Origin of the sequence: Bacillus cereus group sp. BfR-BA-01330 (assembly GCF_022663885.1) — a bacterium.
Classification (GTDB): domain Bacteria; phylum Bacillota; class Bacilli; order Bacillales; family Bacillaceae_G; genus Bacillus_A; species Bacillus_A cereus.
This window is the reverse complement of the sequence record NZ_JAKUGK010000007.1, coordinates 231,059-245,549: the sequence shown is the minus strand read 5'-3', so window position 1 is coordinate 245,549 and position 14,491 is coordinate 231,059. Positions and strand designations below refer to the sequence as shown.

Genomic DNA, 14,491 nt, shown 5'->3' with positions numbered 1-14,491 from the left:
ATGAAATGTTATGATATCGGGTTTATTCAAACATATATTGATGGAGAACTTTCTCATGATATAAGAAAGGAATTTACAAAGCACCTAGATACATGTGAAGCATGCCAAGATTTATTAGTAGAAATTAGTAAATTAAATCAATGGGAAAACGTAATGCTAGATGAAGAATCTGCAAATTCACCACAAGAAATCAAAATTGATATAGAACAAGCATGGAAAACATTTGAAAGTCGTTCCAAGTTAGACAACGTTTCTAATATAAATTACAAAAAACAACAAAAGAAAGGCATCTTTACAAACATGAGTAAAAAATCAAAATGTTTCATTTATACAGCAGTAGCTGCAGCTGCACTTTTCATAACAGCAATGATTCCACAAGTACAAGTGGCGGCTACAAATGTCGCTTCATATTTTTCTGATGCAATTACAAATGATAAAGTTGTAAATGAAGGAATAAAAGATGAAAATGGTATCACACAAGATATGATGAAGAATGGTAAATATATTCCTATTGATGAAAAAATTACAGATCAAGGTATTACTGTACATCTCAAAGAATTATTTATCGCAGATTCACGTATATCAGTTCATTATAGAATGGAAAAAGCTGACGGAAGTTTAGTACCATTTGAATTTGATACATCAGGATTAGATCTCCAAAGTGATGGTATAATTAATGGACAACAAGAGGAAAACCCTGAGATTAAACATGATGGGAGACTATCATTTATCCATGATTCAGATGATCGTCTTCCTTTTGAACTTATGGCAGCAGGTAAAAAATTAAATGAAGTGGGCATTCGTGATAATGATAAACCCGAAGGTGTCGCTACATTTGTTATAGTTCCTGGAGGAAAAGACGATTTTAAACAGCCCCTTACTTTAGATGTAAATATAACTAGAATTGGAAAAGTAATTGGATCTTGGAAAGCTCAAATTCCAATTGATACTTCACATTTGAAAAATAATACGAATTAACATGAAAAAAAGAATAGAACAATATGTATCTAATTCTCAGTTTATATGTTTTCTTGTTTTCGTTACATTTATTTCGTATATAGTTTTTACTCTATCTTTTATTTATGATTTAAGACCATTATAAGAAAAAGCCCTCTAAAAAAGTAGGAAAATAAATAACCGGTTTCTTAACGTATAAGGAATCGGTTATTTTGTATTTAAAATGCGTCTAAACGTACAATTTTCTTTTTATAAAAAAGAATAGACACCCTAAGGTGCCTTCCTCCGACTTGAACCATCTTAATTTTAATAATATGTATTGGACTCCCGTCCAACTATTATTTTACCACGTTAAGTTGTTTTGTTTATTGAGAAATACAATGTTTTATTTATGCTAATCTTCTGTATTAGTTCATTTTGTAGTCCGTGCAGCGGTTAACAAGAAAATAATAGCATTGATGACACCTAAAAGTCCCTGCTTAATCCACATAGATAATGCAGCATTTGTGCCAATGGCTAGAAAAATAAGCATTACTGTGTATCTATTGAATCTCAGTATAGACAACCTCCCGATGGGACTATATTTAAGGAAATTTCATTATTTTTTTGTTCCGTAAAACATTGTACTTCCTAGTGAAGAGAAATTCAGTTTTACTTCTATAACTCGCCCTGTTTCCACTCTTTATTATGGATATCTAATCCTTCTTGACCAAAGAAATGGAGAATAAATTCTTTTTCATCACTATCAATTTTTTTAGCTAGTTTAGATCCCTCCATACTTTGCTTTTTTCCTGAACGTAAATAATGAATTTCTTCAAAGTCTTTAACTACAGATTCGAACTCTCCATCATACCATTTGTTCAGAATAGATTCATATTTTGGTCTTTCATCATTATTAATAACATTTAAGTTGTTTTTTAAGTATTGAATGTTTTCTTTCGTCATTTGAAATCGCCCTACATCACGGGTACCGGAAACATGAAGATTATTCCCATTGAATTTGAGTTTTTGTAAAGACATATGTATCATCATATCATTTATAGTTTGCTCGTTTTGAATTTCACCAATCGACTGTGCCGCTTTAGAGAGTTCATCTTCACTTACTATATAACTATCTTTTTGCTGCTTTTGAATGGTTTGAACTTTCGGTTTTTCCTGAACCTTTTCTTCTTGTTTAGGTTTTGATTCAGTTGTAGTCTTCTCATTTGAGCTACAAGCAGCCATTCCCATAAGCAATGTACCGCATGTTAAAGCCATTAGTAACTTTCGGTTCATTTTTTTCCGCCTATCTGCATTAGTTATTTTAAACAGTTTTTTAATGTAAGATTTCTCATCTCATAGTAGCAAAGAATGTATCTATATATTGTCATGTTTTGTCGAAGAATAATAAAAAAACAACCTAGATCCTATAGGATCTAGGTTGCTTTTAATACGTAAACGTAATCGTCACTAAAGAATACCCTTCTTTCGCATTATAAGGCTCCGCTTTATAAGAAACTCGATTTGCCCCTTGCGGATAATCGATTTCGCCAATTGCCTTTTTCACATCTTGCAGTGCACCATTCATTGATTGCTTGTATAGCACTTCAATTTTCTCTGGTTTTGCACTATAGCGTTGCTGCATTTTATTTTTTAATTCGGTATAGTTATTTGCGATATATTCATTTCCTAAATAGTTTAACTTTGTATCTTTTAATATTTGTTGATATGCAGGCGTTTTCGTACTACCTGCCGCAATTTTGTTTGTCAGTGTACTATAATAATTCGTTGTAGCTTGCGGGTAGTCTCCGCGGTTCCACTCATGATTTCTTGCGATTTGTTCATCTGATAAATTGAAATACGAATACGTGACGCGGCCCTGCTCATCTGGCACTGGATCATCGAATGTTGTATCAAGGTGATACCATTTGTTTTCGACTTTCACTAAATTCCAAGCATGAGGTTGTCCGTCCCCAGTTCCTGTCACAAAATGATTTTCAATTCCTGCTTCTTTTAATAATTGATAAGTTAATAGTGCGTAACCTTGGCAAACCGCAGAACGATTTACAAGTGCTTCATATGCTGTGTAAGCTTTATAAGACGTATCATAAGAAACATGCTTTACTACGTAATCATGAATCGCCTTCACTTTTTCGTGATCATCCATTCCAACTTGAGTAATAGAAGAAACGATTGCTTTCGCTTGTTTCATGACATATTCCGTCTGTTCTTTCGTTTCACGATATGTAATCTTAAGCGTAAACGTATAATTTCCAGGTGATCCAGAAAGTCCATATGAAACATTCGATCTATTATTATTTGTATACTCATTTTTACTTGCAACTTCTTTATATGCGTTAAAAAGTGTATTCATCACTTCTTCTGTATTATTATTTTTCGTTTTATATGGAAGTGTAATATTTGTCTCGTATGTATTAATACGCTTTTGTACTTCCTCTTTAAAAGCTGTTAATAATGTCGCATCTCCTGTGTCTTTCACATCGGCATTTTTATATTTCAAAGTTTTATATAAAAACTGCGCATACTGTTCACGTGTTACTGTGCCATACGGTTCAAAATTCCCGTTCCCTGTGCCATCTGCGATTCCATTTGACTGCACCGCACTAATTGCATTTTCTGCCCAAAATGGATTTGGAACATCCTTAAAGGTATGTTTTTGTTTTGCCGCAAGATGGAAAGCATTTGTAAGAATTTGTGCCATTTCCGCACGACTCACAGAAGCTTTCGGTCTAAATTGGCCATTTTCATCACCTTTAAAAACTCCTAAATTCGTTAAAGTTAACACCTCTTCTGGGAACATTGTAGAACTTTGATTAATATCACCGTAAGGATTTTTAAACGTAGATCCATCCTTTAATACGTAACGAGTTCCACCATTACTAAACGAACCGCCTTGTTTATTTGGTACTAACACTCGATAAATTAAAGCCGCAACTTGCTCCCTTGTCGCAACATCTCCAAAACCAAATATCCCATTTCCATAACCGGAAATAATATTCTTACTCGCTAAATCTTTAATCGCAGGATATGACCAATGTGATGTCGGCACATCAGAAAAAACACCCACTTCAGCAGCTTTTACATCGCTGCCATTTGTATATAACAACGCACCACCAATCAGTGATAATGATGTAATTGATTTTAATAGTTTTGTATACATAATGTCTTCTCCCAATACGCTCTCTATTTTTGTTGGTTTATGTCGAAAAATCTAAAAATATGACAAAATATATTATACAATTAAAAGTTTTTGAGGGATATATTGAATTTTAAAATATGCAAAAATTCATATTAATATATTTTTCCGTATTAATATTATGTTGTTTTGCTTGTGAATATATATAAGTAGTCAAGTCAACACAAATAATAAAAAGACAGCTATCCATAGATAGCTGTCTTTTTATTGAATCCAATTTAATTATTTTGAAAATCTAGCATACCCCAAGAAGTGCTTTTGAGTGTATGAACTATTTATCTTACTTTTAATTACACCTGTTGTTTCGTCAGCAGCATGAATATATTCACCATTCCCTAAATATATTCCTAAATGAGAAGGACCCGCTTTATATGTATTCTGTAAGAATACTAAATCTCCTGGTTGAGGATCACTTATTTTTGTAACCATTCCCCAGTATCCTGCAACACTTGTTCTCACAATGTTATATCCATTATTTTTAAATACGTAATAAATAAAGCCACTACAATCAAATCCATTTGGTCCTGTCCCAGCTTCAACATACGGCTTTCCAAGTTGTTTTAAAGCTAAATCAATTACTCCAGAAGAACCAGAATCTGTTTGGTTTAGGTTCATCCACTTGTCGCCTTCCCATGTTTTAATCTTCAACCATCCACTAGTTGTCCCATCTATTACTCTAAAATTCTGCGGACTATATAATGCTCCAGCGTTTGCTTTGCCTGAACTAAATGAAGGCTCGTTATACGCATAGAATGCTTTTTCTATGAACCTTTCTTCTCCATCTAGATTCAGCCATTTCTCGCCTTCCCATGTTTTAACCTTTAACCATCCATTAGGTGTCCCATCCACAACTCTAAAATTCTGCGGATTATATAATGCTCCAGCGTTTGCTTTTCCTGCATTAAATGAAGCTTCGTTATACGCATAGAATGCTTTGTTTATGAATCTTTCTTCTCCATCTGGATTGATCCACTTATAACCTTCATAAGTACTTACCTTCATCCAGCCATTTTCTTTTTTTTCTACTACTCCCCAATTTTGCGGGTTAAATGGTGCTTCATAATTTGCTTTCTGTGCATTAAATGAAGGTTCATTATACGCATAGATTGTTTTGTTGACAGTAATTTGTTCAGCCGTAGGATTCATCCACTTGTCGCCTTCCCACGTCTTAAATTTTAGCCAACCATCTGTTGTTCCATCTACTATTCTAAATGTTTGTCGCCCGTACTTCGCTCCAGCATTCGCAACCTTTGATGAGAAAGAAGGTTCATCATATGCATAGAAATCTCCCATGACACGTTCTTCCCCATTTAAGTTAATCCAAACTGGACCTTCCCATGTTTCAATCTTCCACCAACCATTATCTCTTTTTTCCACGACTCCTACATTTTGAGCACCATACTCTGATCCGCCATTTGTTTTAGCTGAATTAAAAGATGGCTCCTTATACCCATAGAATGATTGATTCACATATTCTGAACTACTAGCAGCGTGAGTTACTATACTAAATGTAGAAATAGATAAAATGAAAATTAATAGCAATGATACGCCTTTTTTAAACATATAAACTTTTCACCTCTTCCTTTTTTTAACAGTATATTACCATAAGTACATTAACATAAATTTCTTTATTTATCTATAATTTACCATATTAATTGGTAAACAATTTAGATTATTATATTTCTTTTAAACCCTCTCTATTCAAGGCATAATTGGGTTCAATGTAATATGAAATACAAGATATGCAATATTGCATATCTTGTATTTTTTATATTAAATTATTAATCTATTCCTTTCTTATACAAAAGTATCTAATTTTTGCTAGTTTCTCTTCTTTTTAAAATAACTATTTAGAGATAGTTTTATTAAATTTTTCACTACTAGCCACAAAAATATCTTATAATCTTTATATAATAAATTAATGTATTAGGGGTAGATAAAATGCCAGTTACACTCGAACTTATTCTTTTCATTCTTATAGCAATTAGTGCTGTTAGCTATTTAATAAAAGAATTTCAAAAAACTAGGAAACGAACACTTGGAATTTCACTAGAATTTTTAGTTCTTTTCTGGTCAATATGGAGAATATCAACTATTATAATCTAATTTATAAAACATAAATTCCTTCGAATGAAGTGAAACTCTAATCAGCGGGAGTTTTATGGGATAAATTTACCAGTATTTTTACCATAACATTCATGTTAAAATCCCTTGTGAGTACGACATAACTCGACCTTATGAAGCTCCGCAGCTTTTATCGCGGAGCTTTTTTTATTAAAATTAACGCTTTTGTTCACTTTTTTGATACATTTACGAAACATTCATATGTTACGTTATATAAGTCCTTTTTTAAATCTTATTCATTCTAGCAAAAAGTCCTAGTCCCCCTAGGGCTTTTTTGCATTCAAACAATGAGTTGTATTTTTTCTCAATAATCGAAACTACTTAACATAGTAAAATAATAATTGGACTGGCATTCAATACCATATTACAATGGATCAAATCGCAAAAAGGCACCTTAGGGTGTCTTTTTTATAGAGAATCAGTTTAAAAACTAAAAATAAAAGAACCTCAATAAATGAGGTTCAAAAAATCTACTATTTTAAATTACCTTCGTAAAAAGCAACTCCATTTTGAACATGTTTTAAGTACCACGTAATCGTCCCGCCACAAACATTTTCATTAAAACTATTAGCATATACTCCATTTGAGTAATAAAGAGTTCTTTTGAATTTACCATTAGAATACTCATAAGGAATTGAGCATGTTGCTTGCTTCGGAGAGCTCACAGCTTTTTGCGTATCAGCTGAAGCTGCCCCAATTCCTCCTGTTAATGCAATACCTGTTGCCAATAGCCCTACTACTAATTTCTTGAACATAATAAATCCCCCTTTAATAGTTTTTATAGCTTACAACTTAAATGTATCATTTTTGTAATTTATGTAAATATCTTGAACATGTAGAAATATTTATTTAATTATTGGTAATATTAGGATTTTATTTTATCAAATGTAAAATAGAGGGATTAGAGAAGCATGTGAAAATACAGATAGGTTTATATTAAATGAACGTGGTCCAAGTCGGCGAAAGGCACCTTTTGGTGTCTTTTTTGTACATAAAAAAATCTCACCATCTTATAGAAACGATAAGACCTTTAAAACAATAATTGCAACTATATTAATTTTACATTACATTAAGGTTAGAGAATGTTCTTATATTAATAAAGTGCTAAATAGTAGGTGGAAAAATGGAATTTAACGATTTGGGTATTACCATTAAAGAACTTAGAATTAAAAAAAATATATCACAATCCGAATTATGTCATGGAATATGTTCACAAAGTCAAATTAGCAAGATTGAAAAAGGTATGATTTATCCATCTAGTATATTGTTATATCAATTATCAGAAAGACTTGGTATTGATCCGAATAACATATTTGCACTAACTCAAAACAAAAGATTAAAATATGTAGAAAATGTAAAATACGTAATAAAAGATTGCTTAAAGCAAAAACAATATAAAGAACTTTATGAAATAGTAAAAAAAGAGAAAAACTTGAATAATTTTCAAACAAAAGATGAGAAACAATTTCTAATGTGGCATGAAGCAATTGCTATATTTATGGTGGATAAATCAATAAAAACTGCTTTAGATTTTTTAAATAATGCATTAAAACTCACTTTAACTAATTCTGATTTTTTATCAGAAAGAGAAATAGATATTATGCAAACAATGGCTATATTTTATGCAGAAAATAAAGAATATGAAAAAAGTATTAATATATTCAAAAGATGTTTAACTAATTTTAATAAATTAGATTTTCCTAGAGATAAAGAAATTAAATTAAAACTCATGTTAAATTTAGCAAAATGTTTCGACTTCACATATCAACATGAAGAGGCAATAAAGTATATTGATAAGGGTATCAAATTAGCAATTAATCTAAATACTTTATACTTACTAGGTGAACTATTCTATTTAAAGGGTCAGTGTTTATTAAAAATGAAACAACATAATGTAGAAGATGTTATTTATAACTGGAAAAAAGCATTATTTATATTTGAACTAACAGAAAAAGAATATTATACAAAAATGCTACCAGATGAACTTATTGAAATACAAAATAAAAAACACTCATAATTTCGTAAAAACTACTTACAAAACCCACAGAAAAAATCCCTACAGCTTTTAAACTTAGATCGATAATATTAAAATTAATTTAAGTCGGCGAAAGGCACCTTTTGGTGTCTTTTCTTTATTTTTACAAGGACCTGCTCAATTAATTCTTAAGAACATACTGAGAAGCATTGTTTTATTTATCTCATTTTCATTCATGCTATATATAAAATTCTTTAATAAATCCACCTCAAACATACTTATATGCATAGGAGTATGTTTGAGGTGGAACTTCTTCAAATACTAGTTCCTTTTATAAACCGTTTTTTGATGTAGATGACATTATTCTCAATACAATAGAATGAATTATGGGAACATATTTAGCAATATATATCAAAAAATAATATTAAAAACCCCCTCCACCTTAAGGTAGAAGGGATCTTCTAATTTCTATTTCAAACTACCTAAAATTTCTGTAAAGATAACCCCAAGCATATGTGCACCTGCATCTGGATATCCTAAACTTCTTTCACCAACTACCGCTCCTCTGCCGAATGATCTTTCAACGATAGATTATATGCCTTGAAGTGCTGTTTGCAACATTTCAATTCAGATATACGACAGTAAAGAATACATTATCACAGTGTCAGCAAGCAAAAGTGTATTCTGCATTTCTGAAAACAGTAGATGGCAGATTATGACCTACTGAATCTGCTAAGAAAGAATATACAAGAACATCCTTAACATCCTCTCTATTTCCACTAATGATGACATCAAGGAAATCTTCTACTTGGAATTCTGGAGTAAACAACACAATCTTAGTTGTTCTGTTTGGTTCTAAAGAAACAAAAGTACGAGAGATTTCAACTAATTCATTTTGAGTTGGGAAAAAGGTGTTTCGACTTCTCTTAACAGTTACCGTTACATTACTAGTATGACAGCGTGAATCATTGTTTAACATAATGTTGAGAGCAGTTGGAATAATCCCATTTTCAGAAACTGGAACTCGAAACACTCCAGTAGATTTATGAGCCATATAATCACATCCTTCCAAAATAAAATATATTTACAATATATTAAATGCAAAAAACGTTCATTTTGATATGGACAAATTACATGATTAATATATCTATAATAACCCTCGGTATTACTAAGCCAATGTTTTAAAAGATTAACAAATATCGCGAGAACCAATCGAATGTATATTAAAAGTAAAAAGAATAAGTTGTCTAAAAGACCCCCTATTTTGAGCCAATAATGAGACATTATGTTAATCTTATATGTATAGTTGCACAAAATTGAGAAACTTAAGGAGACAGATAAATTTTATGAGAAAATTATCTATATTACTTACTTTCATTCTAGTATTAGTCAGTGTTACGGCTGCTTGCACACAAGATAAAACAGATAGTGCCGTTGAAAATGGTCCAATAGAAGAACCAACCGCAAAAAATGAAAATGAAGAATTAATAAATTTTGAAGAAAAAGAAGATATGAGCCGCTTGGAACAAGGTATTTTATTAGTTGGTGAGAGTGTTAAGGGAGGCTATTACTTGACCGCTGTTCAAAGTGCCTATTTAAATGCTAGCAACGATTCCGTAGTTGTTAATGTCTCTGTAAAAAATGTACGAGGTCAAACGATTGGACTATCAGAATTAAAATATAACTTAAAAGATGAAAAAGACGGAAAGATCTATAAAGGAAAGGTGCTTGATCAAAACCCTTCTGATATACAAGTTAAACCAAATGAAACGGTAGAATTGAAAATAGCTTTTGAAGTACCACGTACCGCAGATGAATATATGTTTTATATTGAAAGCTCTTTAGACCCTCTACAAACATACTGGAAAATTGATAAGCTGCAATCACAAACAAACTAAGTCTAAAATAAGCAAAAAGCAATGAAAAATTTAATATAGATACGAATGAATACTATATAAACGTAAGACCATCGATTTAATGAATCGTTGGTCTTTTTCAAAAAATGCCCCATTAAAAACTAAGAGATAAAAAAGAACTAATCTCGAGAAGAGATTAGCTCAATATATCCAAAGCTATTATGGTACATAGTTTTATGAGCAAACGTTATATAATGTTGTATGGGATACATAACCTGTCATCCCTTTATATGTAACTTTTAACCACTGTTTAGAATTACTGTAATGACCTTGAACATATTCACCAGTTACCCATGTTCCAGTAATTTTCGTACCATCATTAAATGTATGTAAGACAGGTGAATCGACAGTATAACCACTGCGCATCTTTGCACCATATACACCTACCGTACCTCCCTTTGCACAAGCTGCTACTACATTTTGATTTTCAGTAGCATTCGTAGCCGCGAAAGCAGAGCCGTTAAATGTAAATAAAGTAAATATAAAAGCTGTTAGTACTGTACAAATAGATAAACGACGTAACAAAATAAATTCCCCCTTTTTTTATAATTTACTTCTTCACAAATGATTATCTTAAATATTCTAACTATTTTCAATATATTAATGTTGAGAAATATTAGTTGTATTTTTGAAATAAGATTTTATCAAAAATAGTAACAAACTCATATTTTACTGAGAAAGAACCGAAAGAAGTCTTCTACATATCAACTATATAAAAGTCCCTCCACCTTAAGGCAGAGGGACTTTCCAATTACTATTTCAAACTACCTGCAATCTCCGTAAAGATAACCCCAAGTGCATGTGCACCTGCATCTGGATATCCTAAGCTTCTTTCGCCAACTGTACCAGCGCGGCCCATGCGAGCTACGATTTCTTTCGTGTACTCTGCTCCTTTGACCGCTGCTTCTGCTCCTTTTTCAAAGGCAGTTTTTACGTCTACTTCGTTTGAGGCGCTATCTAACCAAGAGTCTACACATGGAGCAAGTGCGTCAACAAGTGTTTTGTCACCAACTACTGCTCCTCTGCCGAATGATCTTTCACCGATCGATTGGATGCCTTGCAATGCTGCTTGCAGCATTTCAGCGAATTCTTTCACTGTTAACTCACGCTTCTCGGCTGCTGCTTTACTAGCTGCGCGGAATGCACCGCCCCAAATTGGACCAGATGCGCCGCCGCAATGTTCCATAATAATCATCGAACAGCCGTCAAGGAATGATCCGATCGTTACGTTTTCTTGTTCTACAATAGAGTGCCACTCACGTTTTAATTGCTTAAATCCTTTTGCCACACTCATTCCGAAGTCGCCATCACCAGCATGCGTATCTAGCTCACAGAACGGTACTTCATTTTTAATAATAATATCGCTCATTTTATCAACGAGATAAATCATGTTGTTTAATGTAATAACATTATCTTTAATAACAGCGTGCTCTTCCGCAGTTTCTAGTTCAAATGAAACTTCCTTCTCTTCTGTCTCTTCAAGTACATTTACGTACTCTACACTTTCAACTGGACCGTCTACTTTAAACGCTGGTGTATTACATTCTTTTGATAGTAATGTTTTTAGCTCTTCATCTAACTTCATTACCGTTAAAGACATACCAGCCATATCAATACTTGTCATATAGTTACCGACGAATACTCTATTGATTTTAATGTTTCTTGCAGCTAGTTCTCTCGTAACTGCGTTGTTAAATAAGTAAAGTTCTTGCAGTGGTGTTCCGCCAAAACCGTTAACTAGAATTGCGATTTCCTCGCCATCTTTTACTCCTAAATCTTTTACAAGGTCATTTGTCATACGGTTCGCTAGTTCATCTGCTGACAGCATTTTTTCACGCTTAATTCCTGGTTCGCCGTGAATACCTACACCGTATTCCATTTCATCTTCCGCAAGTGTGAAAGTAGGTGATCCACTCGCTGGAACTGTACAAGACGTTAATGCTAAACCGATTGTGCGCACGTTAGCCGCTGCTTTTTCTGCTACAGCTTTCACCGCTCCTAAATCCATACCTGCTTCCGCTGCTGCGCCGGCAATTTTATGAACTAAAATAACGCCCGCAACGCCGCGGCGTCCTACTGTGTACAGGCTATCTTCTACCGCAATATCATCGTCCACCTTTACGTAGTCGACTTCAATTCCATCTTCCGTCGCTAAATGCGCACCGTTTTTGAAATTCATAATATCGCCGCTATAATTTTTAATAATTAATAACGTACCTTTTTTACTAGCTGTCTCTTTAATCGCTTGGTATACCTGAATTTGTGAAGGTGACGCAAACACATCTCCGCACACTGCCGCATCTAACATTCCTTTTCCGACTAATCCTGCATGTGCCGGCTCGTGACCACTACCGCCTCCACTAATTAACGTTACTTTATTTTCGTTCATTTCTTTCTTCTTAATCACTTTATATTTTTTCAAAAGCTCAAGCTCTGGATGAGCCATAACCATTCCGTTGCACATTTCCATTACTAATGTTTCTGGTTTGTTTATAATCTTTTTCATTGTAGTTCTCCCTCAATTCCTTTAATATATTGTGATATATTTGAAATCTTCTTCTTACTAACCATGTTAAAATGAAAGCGTTTTATAGTAAACGGACAAAATGGACAATCTGTCTAAAGACACCGCTCTCATTTATAGATAGGATTTTCATATTAATAACATTCTAGGGATGATTCAGATGACCTCTTCTATAATTTCTAAAAAGATAATCGCGAACTCATTGAAGTATTTAATGGAAACAGAGTCGTTTCATAAAATATCAGTGAGCGATATTATGTTACACTGTCAAATGCGTAGGCAAACTTTTTATTATCATTTTAAAGATAAATTTGAACTATTAAGCTGGATTTATAGAGAAGAAACGAAGGAAAACATTATCGACTTTCTCGATTATGAAACGTGGGAAAACATTTTCGATTTATTATTTGATTACTTTTATGAAAATCAAAAATTTTACCGAAATGCTTTTAAAGTCATTGAGCAAAACTCGTTTAATCACTATTTATTTGAGCATACGAAAAACTTATATATGAAGATTATCGATGAACTATCTGTGAGCTGTGGATTCAGCCTTTCTGATGAGACAAAAAATACGATTGCCTCCTTTTATAGTCACGGCTTCGTTGGAACGATAAAAGATTGGATTGAAAGTAAGTGCGAAGTAGATCCTTCCATTATGTCTTCTCTTATGAAAAATATGATAAACAATCAATTACTACTATTACTGGAGCAATCAGCAAAGTAATTAAAGGGTGGCAAAAGCAATGAAAAAGATTATAAATGATGTACAAAATATCGTTCAAGATATGCTGCACGGCTTTTATTTTGAACATAACGACAAAGTAAATTACGATGAAACGAATAACATCATTTATGTAAAAGATATCGAAAAAATGAAGCAAGACGTCGCTATTATAAGTGGCGGTGGTAGCGGACATGAACCTGCTGATATTGGCTATGTAGGAAAAGGTATGCTTACAGCGGCAGTAAACGGAAGCATCTTCACTCCGCCTACAGTGGAACAAATTGCGGCGGCAACTCGCCTTATGCCAAAAGATAAAAGTATACTATTCATTATTAAAAACTTTAAAGATGACGTTGAGAACTTTCTTGCGGCAAAGCAGATTGCTAAAGAAGAAGGAAGAAAAATTGACCACATCATCGTAAATGACGACGTTTCAATTGAAGATGATGCTTCTTTTAATAAAAGAAGACGCGGCGTCGCTGGTACTGTTTTCGTTCAAAAAATACTTGGTGCGGCCGCTCTTGAAGGCCATTCTCTAGAAGAACTAACAACACTTGGCCGCTCTATCACTAAAAACTTACACACATTAGGAGTTGCTCTTTCCCCTGTCAACGATCCAGTAAAAGGAAAAGCTTCATTCACATTAAATGACGATGAAGTGTTTTATGGCGTAGGCATTCACGGAGAAAAAGGTTACCGTAAAGAAGCACTATCCTCTTCTGAAATATTAGCGATCGAACTAATGAACAAACTAAAAAGCATTTATCGCTGGAGAAAAGGAGACAACTTCGCTATCCTCATTAATGGACTCGGCGCAACTCCATTAATGGAACAATACATTTTCGCAAACGACATTCGCCGTTTGTGTGAACTTGAAGGATTGCAAGTGACATTCGTAAAGGTTGGTACACTGTTAACTTCTTTAGATATGAAGGGTGTTTCGCTTAGTTTGCTTAAGGTAGAGGATTTGGATTGGGTGAAGTGGTTGAAGGCGGATGTTAGAGTGGGTAATTGGTAAGTAAAAATTATGATGATAAAAGCCTTTAACTATAACAAGTTAAAGGCTTTTTGC

Annotated in this window: 13 protein-coding genes; 5 read left to right on the top strand and 8 right to left on the bottom strand. The window is 33.2% G+C overall.

Annotated elements, in window-relative coordinates; translation table 11 throughout:
- Complete coding sequence (locus MR112_RS20865; RefSeq protein WP_000650417.1) at window positions 1-978, top strand: DUF4179 domain-containing protein; 978 nt, start codon at window positions 1-3, stop codon at window positions 976-978.
- 636 nt (window positions 979-1,614) lie between these two features.
- Here MR112_RS20865 and MR112_RS20860 read toward each other — a convergent pair.
- The 4 genes from MR112_RS20860 to MR112_RS20845 form a co-directional block, all read right to left on the bottom strand.
- Entirely contained in the window at window positions 1,615-2,232 is a 618-nt protein-coding gene (locus MR112_RS20860; RefSeq protein WP_001080422.1) for a DUF6241 domain-containing protein, read from the bottom strand.
- Between the two features lie 151 nt (window positions 2,233-2,383).
- The gene (locus MR112_RS20855; protein WP_226369006.1) at window positions 2,384-4,117 is read right to left on the bottom strand and encodes an S-layer homology domain-containing protein; all 1,734 of its coding nucleotides are present in this window, start codon (window positions 4,115-4,117) and stop codon (window positions 2,384-2,386) included.
- A gap of 258 nt (window positions 4,118-4,375) precedes the next feature.
- A complete protein-coding gene (locus MR112_RS20850; protein ID WP_242245259.1) occupies window positions 4,376-5,716 on the bottom strand; it encodes a C40 family peptidase in 1,341 nt (446 codons plus the stop codon).
- A gap of 1,034 nt (window positions 5,717-6,750) precedes the next feature.
- Window positions 6,751-7,032, bottom strand: a complete 282-nt coding sequence (locus MR112_RS20845; RefSeq protein WP_000473837.1) for an LCI fold-containing protein — start codon at window positions 7,030-7,032, stop codon at window positions 6,751-6,753.
- A gap of 368 nt (window positions 7,033-7,400) precedes the next feature.
- On the opposite strand from MR112_RS20845, the gene MR112_RS20840 reads away from it, so the two are divergent.
- The gene (locus MR112_RS20840) at window positions 7,401-8,294 is read left to right on the top strand and encodes a helix-turn-helix domain-containing protein (RefSeq protein WP_000395467.1); all 894 of its coding nucleotides are present in this window, start codon (window positions 7,401-7,403) and stop codon (window positions 8,292-8,294) included.
- 426 nt (window positions 8,295-8,720) lie between these two features.
- Here MR112_RS20840 and MR112_RS20835 read toward each other — a convergent pair whose 3' ends face one another.
- Together MR112_RS20835 and MR112_RS20830 are read right to left on the bottom strand one after the other, a co-directional pair.
- Window positions 8,721-8,840 (bottom strand): DAK2 domain-containing protein, encoded by a 120-nt coding sequence (locus tag MR112_RS20835; protein ID WP_071740898.1) that lies wholly within the window; start codon window positions 8,838-8,840, stop codon window positions 8,721-8,723.
- A gap of 76 nt (window positions 8,841-8,916) precedes the next feature.
- Window positions 8,917-9,306, bottom strand: coding sequence for a hypothetical protein (locus MR112_RS20830; protein ID WP_000940664.1), 390 nt, complete (start codon window positions 9,304-9,306; stop codon window positions 8,917-8,919).
- Window positions 9,307-9,598: 292 nt separating this feature from the next.
- Here MR112_RS20830 and MR112_RS20825 point away from each other — a divergent pair, with 292 nt between their 5' ends.
- On the top strand, window positions 9,599-10,150 hold the full coding sequence (locus tag MR112_RS20825; RefSeq protein WP_001228902.1) for a DUF4352 domain-containing protein: 552 nt from the start codon (window positions 9,599-9,601) through the stop codon (window positions 10,148-10,150).
- A 192-nt stretch (window positions 10,151-10,342) separates the two neighbouring features.
- On the opposite strand, the gene MR112_RS20820 is transcribed toward MR112_RS20825, so the two are convergent.
- Window positions 10,343-10,693, bottom strand: coding sequence for an SH3 domain-containing protein (locus tag MR112_RS20820; protein WP_000946193.1), 351 nt, complete (start codon window positions 10,691-10,693; stop codon window positions 10,343-10,345).
- 229 nt (window positions 10,694-10,922) lie between these two features.
- Window positions 10,923-12,674 carry a dihydroxyacetone kinase subunit DhaK gene (gene dhaK / locus MR112_RS20815; RefSeq protein ID WP_071740853.1) on the bottom strand — a complete coding sequence of 584 codons (1,752 nt, stop codon included), beginning with the start codon at window positions 12,672-12,674 and terminating at the stop codon, window positions 10,923-10,925.
- 178 nt (window positions 12,675-12,852) lie between these two features.
- Here dhaK and dhaS point away from each other — a divergent pair, with 178 nt between their 5' ends.
- Window positions 12,853-13,419, top strand: coding sequence for a dihydroxyacetone kinase transcriptional activator DhaS (gene dhaS / locus MR112_RS20810; protein WP_000204220.1), 567 nt, complete (start codon window positions 12,853-12,855; stop codon window positions 13,417-13,419).
- A gap of 19 nt (window positions 13,420-13,438) precedes the next feature.
- Window positions 13,439-14,437 (top strand): DhaKLM operon coactivator DhaQ, encoded by a 999-nt coding sequence (dhaQ, locus tag MR112_RS20805; protein WP_086401240.1) that lies wholly within the window; start codon window positions 13,439-13,441, stop codon window positions 14,435-14,437.
- The last annotated feature ends 54 nt before the right edge of the window (window positions 14,438-14,491 follow it).

Excerpts from the sequence above, each read along its gene's own strand:
- MR112_RS20850 (WP_242245259.1), bottom strand. The coding sequence starts at position 5,716 with ATGTTTAAAAAAGGCGTATCATTGCTATTAATTTTCATTTTATCTATT.
- MR112_RS20860 (WP_001080422.1), bottom strand. The coding sequence starts at position 2,232 with ATGAACCGAAAGTTACTAATGGCTTTAACATGCGGTACATTGCTTATG.
- MR112_RS20825 (WP_001228902.1), top strand. The coding sequence starts at position 9,599 with ATGAGAAAATTATCTATATTACTTACTTTCATTCTAGTATTAGTCAGT.
- dhaS (WP_000204220.1), top strand. The coding sequence starts at position 12,853 with ATGACCTCTTCTATAATTTCTAAAAAGATAATCGCGAACTCATTGAAG.
- MR112_RS20845 (WP_000473837.1), bottom strand. The coding sequence starts at position 7,032 with ATGTTCAAGAAATTAGTAGTAGGGCTATTGGCAACAGGTATTGCATTA.
- MR112_RS20830 (WP_000940664.1), bottom strand. The coding sequence starts at position 9,306 with ATGGCTCATAAATCTACTGGAGTGTTTCGAGTTCCAGTTTCTGAAAAT.
- MR112_RS20865 (WP_000650417.1), top strand. The coding sequence starts at position 1 with ATGAAATGTTATGATATCGGGTTTATTCAAACATATATTGATGGAGAA.
- dhaK (WP_071740853.1), bottom strand. The coding sequence starts at position 12,674 with ATGAAAAAGATTATAAACAAACCAGAAACATTAGTAATGGAAATGTGC.
- MR112_RS20855 (WP_226369006.1), bottom strand. The coding sequence starts at position 4,117 with ATGTATACAAAACTATTAAAATCAATTACATCATTATCACTGATTGGT.
- MR112_RS20840 (WP_000395467.1), top strand. The coding sequence starts at position 7,401 with ATGGAATTTAACGATTTGGGTATTACCATTAAAGAACTTAGAATTAAA.
- dhaQ (WP_086401240.1), top strand. The coding sequence starts at position 13,439 with ATGAAAAAGATTATAAATGATGTACAAAATATCGTTCAAGATATGCTG.